Source organism: Grylomicrobium aquisgranense, from assembly GCF_033971865.1.
Lineage (GTDB): Bacteria > Bacillota_I > Bacilli_A > Erysipelotrichales > Erysipelotrichaceae > Bulleidia > Bulleidia massiliensis.
Genome location: NZ_JALBUR010000059.1, coordinates 1 through 4,925 on the forward strand (window position 1 = coordinate 1; position 4,925 = coordinate 4,925).

Consider the following 4,925-nt stretch of genomic DNA (forward strand, 5'->3'; position numbering starts at 1 on the left):
TGCTGAAGGGAAAAAAGAAAAGGATCCGTAAGGATCCTTGCTAACCTGGCAGCGTGCTCTTTTTGCCCGTAAGGCTATCTTCGCCGCTGAAGTGCTTAACTTCTGTGTTCGGGATGGGAACAGGTGTGACCACTTCGCCATTGCCGCCAGATCTCATCAGGTTTCATTCCCTGAAAACTGAATAACAGTTCTTTGACAGTTGTCTTTCTTACTTCATTTGGCGTTCTCTTAGCTTGATTAAACCTTCGACCTATTAGTATCAGTCAACTCAATGAATCACTTCACTTACATCCCTGACCTATCTACCTCGTCGTCTTCAAGGGGTCTTATTTGATTGAATCAATGGGAAATCTTATCTTGGAGTTGGTTTCGCGCTTAGATGCCTTCAGCGTTTATCCAATCCGTTCTCAGCTATCCAGCTGTACCACTGGCGTGATAACTGGTGCACCGTAGGAACGTCCACCCTGGTCCTCTCGTACTAGGGGCAGCTCTCCTCAAATTTCCAACGCCCACAACAGATAGGGACCGAACTGTCTCACGACGTTCTGAACCCAGCTCGCGTACCGCTTTAATGGGCGGACAGCCCAACCCTTGGAAGCGAATTCACCTCCAGGATGCGATGAGCCGACATCGAGGTGCCAAACCTCGCCGTCGATGTGAACTCTTGGGCGAGATCAGCCTGTTATCCCCAGGGTAGCTTTTATCCGTTAAGCGACGGCCATTCCATTCTGCACCGCCGGATCACTAACTCCGACTTTCGTCCCTGCTCGACTTGTCTGTCTCGCAGTCAAGCACTCTTCTGCGTTTGCGCTCGCTGAATGATTTCCAACCATTCTGAGAGTACCTTTGAGCGCCTCCGTTACTCTTTGGGAGGCGACCGCCCCAGTCAAACTGCCCATCTGCCACGGTCCTCAGTCAGGTTCACTGTCCTGAGTTAGAATTTCAATTGAATAAGAGTGGTATCCCAACATTGACTCCTCAGATCCCTAAAGACCTGTCTCTTAGTCTCCCACCTATCCTGTGCATATCCAACCGAAACTCAATAGCAGACTGCAGTAAAGCTCCATGGGGTCTTTCCGTCTAGTTGCGGGTAACCTGCATCTTCACAGGTACTAAGATTTCACCGAGTCTGCTGCCGAGACAGTGCCCAAATCATTACACCTTTCGTGCGGGTCAGAACTTACCTGACAAGGAATTTCGCTACCTTAGGACCGTTATAGTTACGGCCGCCGTTCACTGGGGCTTCGGTTCACTGCTTCGCCTTGCGGCTAACGGATCCCCTTGACCTTCCAGCACCGGGCAGGTGTCACCCCCTATACTTCGTCTTGCGACTTCGCAGAGAGCTATGTTTTAGTTAAACAGTTGCTAGGGCCTTTTCACTGCGGCTCTTTCGAGCGTCCCTTATAGCTAACGTACGGGACCAATTTGCCGAGTTCCTTGGCAACAGTTCTCTCGCTCACCTCAGGCTATTCGCCTTGACCACCTGTGTCGGTTTTGGTACGGGCCGCTGGTCAATTAACACTAGAAGCTTTTCCTGGGAATCGCTCCATACCCTTCGATACTTGATCGCTCTTTCTCTCGGTTCATAACTCGATTTCCGCCAACGCATTTCACTGTCGGCCCTCTCATTATGCCCTGCCCAATCCATTAAGGGCTGGTACTTTACGCTTCCGTCACTCCATCATTTGACCTGCGGGTGCAGGAATATCAACCTGCTGTCCATCGACTACGCCTTTCGGCCTCGCCTTAGGTCCCGACTTACCCAGGGCGGACGAACCTTCCCCTGGAATCCTTGGTCTATCGGTGTGCAGGATTCTCACCTGCATCTCGCTACTCACACCGGCATTCTCACTTCCATACGCTCCAACACTCCTTACGGTATGCCTTCAACGCTGTATGGAACGCTCCCCTACCACTTATACATTGCTGCACAAATCCATAGATTCGGTACTGCGCTTAGCCCCGGTTAATTTTCGGCGCAGAGATACTCGACTAGTGAGCTGTTACGCACTCTTTTAAGGATGGCTGCTTCTGAGCCAACCTCCTAGCTGTTTACGCGTCTCCACATCCTTTTCCACTTGGCGCAGATTTTGGGACCTTATCTGATGATCTGGGCTGTTTCCCTTTTGACCATGGACCTTATCACCCACAGTCTGACTGCTGAATATTAACATATGGCATTCGGAGTTTGATTTATGTTGGTATGGCTAGGTGCCACCCGCGACAATTCAGTGCTCTACCTCCATATGTCTTCCTTCAACGCTAGCCCTAAAGCTATTTCGGGGAGAACCAGCTATCGCCGTGTTCGATTGGAATTTCTCCGCTAATCACAAGTCATCCGCCAGCTTTTCAACGAGGGTCGGTTCGGTCCTCCAGATGGTGTTACCCATCCTTCAACCTGCTCATGACTAGATCACTACGGCTTCGGGTCTATCCCTGCATACTTTCACCCTGTTCAGATTCGCTTTCGCTGCGGCTCCGCTTTGTCAGCTTAACCTCGCATGCAAGGATAACTCGCCGGTTCATTCTACAAAAGGCACGCCATCACACCTTAATGTGCTCTGGCTTTTTGTAAGCATACGGTTTCAGGATCTGTTTCACTCCGCTCCCGCGGTTCTTTTCATCTTTCCCTCATGGTACTGGTGCACTATCGGTCATACAGGAGTATTTAGCCTTGCCTGATGGTCCAGGCGGATTCCGACAGGGTTCCACGTGCCCCGTCGTACTCAGGATACCGCTAGCCCTTCTTCGTGTTTCGTCTACGGGGTTTGCACCCTCTGTGACTGAGCTTTCAATCTCATTCGACTACATTCCAAAGTGACTTCCTGCGGTCCTTCAACCCCGGTCCTAAGACCGGTTTAGGCTCCTCCGGTTTCGCTCGCCACTACTCCCGGAATCACTGTTGTTTTCTTCTCCTCCAGGTACTAAGATGTTTCAATTCCCTGGGTTGCCTTCTCACGGACTATCTATTCATCCGCGGATGTCTGAGGATTTCCCCTCAGACGGGTTGCCCCATTCGGATACCCACGATTCGTTGACTGTGTACGTCTCCTCGTGGCGTTTCGCCGTTTTCTGCGTCCTTCTTCCGCTCTGTATGCCAAGACATCCGCCGTACGCTCTGCTTCATTTAATCATGCCTGCTATCTATGACGAGTTCATAAATAGCACTTTTCTGAGAACTGTTAACTGTCTGTTTCAACTTTCAGTTAATCTTTTCTACAACTTTTCAGAAAGACCTATCTGTCTTTCTTCTGTTATTCAGTTTTCAAAGAACTTTACCTCGATGAGGTTTTTCGCTGAGAAATCTTTCCAGATCTCTCAAAACCGAACAGAAATTGATTATTGCACCCCCAACTGCTTGTACTCTTTCTCCTTAGAAAGGAGGTGATCCATCCCCACGTTCTCGTAGGGATACCTTGTTACGACTTGACCCCAATCACCAGTCCTGCCTTCGACGGCTCCTTCCTTGCGGTTAGGCCACCGGCTTCGGGCATTACCGGCTCTCATGGTATGACGGGCGGTGTGTACAAGGCCCGAGAACGTATTCACCGCGGCATGCTGATCCGCGATTACTAGCGATTCCAGCTTCATGAAGTCGGGTTGCAGACTTCAATCCGAACTGAGACTGTCTTTCAGTGTTCCGCTTCACTTCACAGTGTTGCTTCACGTTGTAACAGCCATTGTAGTACGTGTGTAGCCCAGGCCATAAGGGGCATGATGATTTGACGTCATCCCCACCTTCCTCCGGTTTATCACCGGCAGTCTCTCCAGAGTCCCTAACTTGATATTGGTAACTGAAGACAAGGGTTGCGCTCGTTGCGGGACTTAACCCAACATCTCACGACACGAGCTGACGACAACCATGCACCACCTGTCACCTTGATAACCTCTGCTGTATCTCTACAGCTTTGCAAGGGATGTCAAGGCCTGGTAAGGTTCTTCGCGTTGCGTCGAATTAAACCACATACTCCACCGCTTGTGCGGGCCCCCGTCAATTCCTTTATGTTTCACACTTGCGTGCATACTCCACAGGCGGAATGCTTAGCGCGTTAGTTTCGGCACCGGGTTGCCCCGATACCAAGCATTCATCGTTTACGGCGTGGACTACTAGGGTATCTAATCCTATTTGCTCCCCACGCTTTCGTGCCTCAGCGTCAGTCTCTGTCCAGGCAGCCGCCTTCGCCACCGGTGTTCCTCCATATATCTACGCATTTTACCGCTACACATGGAATTCCACTGCCCTCTCCAGTACTCTAGCTGACCAGTATCCGTGGCTTTATGGGGTTGAGCCCCACGCTTTAACCACGAACTTAATCAGCCGCCTACGCACCCTTTACGCCCAATAATTCCGGATAACGCTCGCCACCTACGTATTACCGCGGCTGCTGGCACGTAGTTAGCCGTGGCTTTCTGGTAAGGTACCGTCACTCACGCATACTCTGCCTGACGTTCTTCCCTTACAACAGAGCTTTACAATCCGAAGACCTTCTTCACTCACGCGGCGTTGCTCGGTCAGGGTTCCCCCCATTGCCGAAAATTCCCTACTGCTGCCTCCCGTAGGAGTCTGGGCCGTGTCTCAGTCCCAATGTGGCCGTTCACCCTCTCAGGCCGGCTACGCATCATCGTCTTGGTGGGCCGTTACCTCACCAACTAACTAATGCGCCATAAGCCCATCCACCAGTGTCTCTCACCTTTAACAGCATTGAGATGCCTCATTGCTGCCTATCCGGTTTTAGTCCCCGTTTCCAGAGATTATCCCGGTCTCCGTGGGCAGGTTGCTTATGTATTACTCACCCGTTCGCCACTCGGTCAACCCAGCAAGCTGGGTCTTCCTCGTTCGACTTGCATGTATTAGGCACGCCGCCAGCGTTTATCCTGAGCCAGGATCAAACTCTTCATTTGACTTGTGCTCACCTGATTACTTA

3 rRNA genes are annotated in these 4,925 nt (G+C 51.1%); all 3 read right to left on the bottom strand.

Annotation, left to right across the window (positions count from 1 at the left end):
• Window positions 1–43: 43 nt before the first annotated feature.
• The 3 genes from rrf to MOZ60_RS11235 all read right to left on the bottom strand — a co-directional run bounded on the left by rrf (window position 44) and on the right by MOZ60_RS11235 (window position 4,902).
• A 5S ribosomal RNA gene (gene rrf, locus MOZ60_RS11225) occupies window positions 44–151 on the bottom strand.
• A gap of 82 nt (window positions 152–233) precedes the next feature.
• Window positions 234–3,133: ribosomal RNA gene (locus tag MOZ60_RS11230) — 23S ribosomal RNA — on the bottom strand.
• Window positions 3,134–3,377: 244 nt separating this feature from the next.
• Window positions 3,378–4,902 (bottom strand): 16S ribosomal RNA (locus tag MOZ60_RS11235).
• The 16S, 23S and 5S rRNA genes sit together here, the layout of an rRNA operon.
• Window positions 4,903–4,925 lie beyond the last annotated feature (23 nt).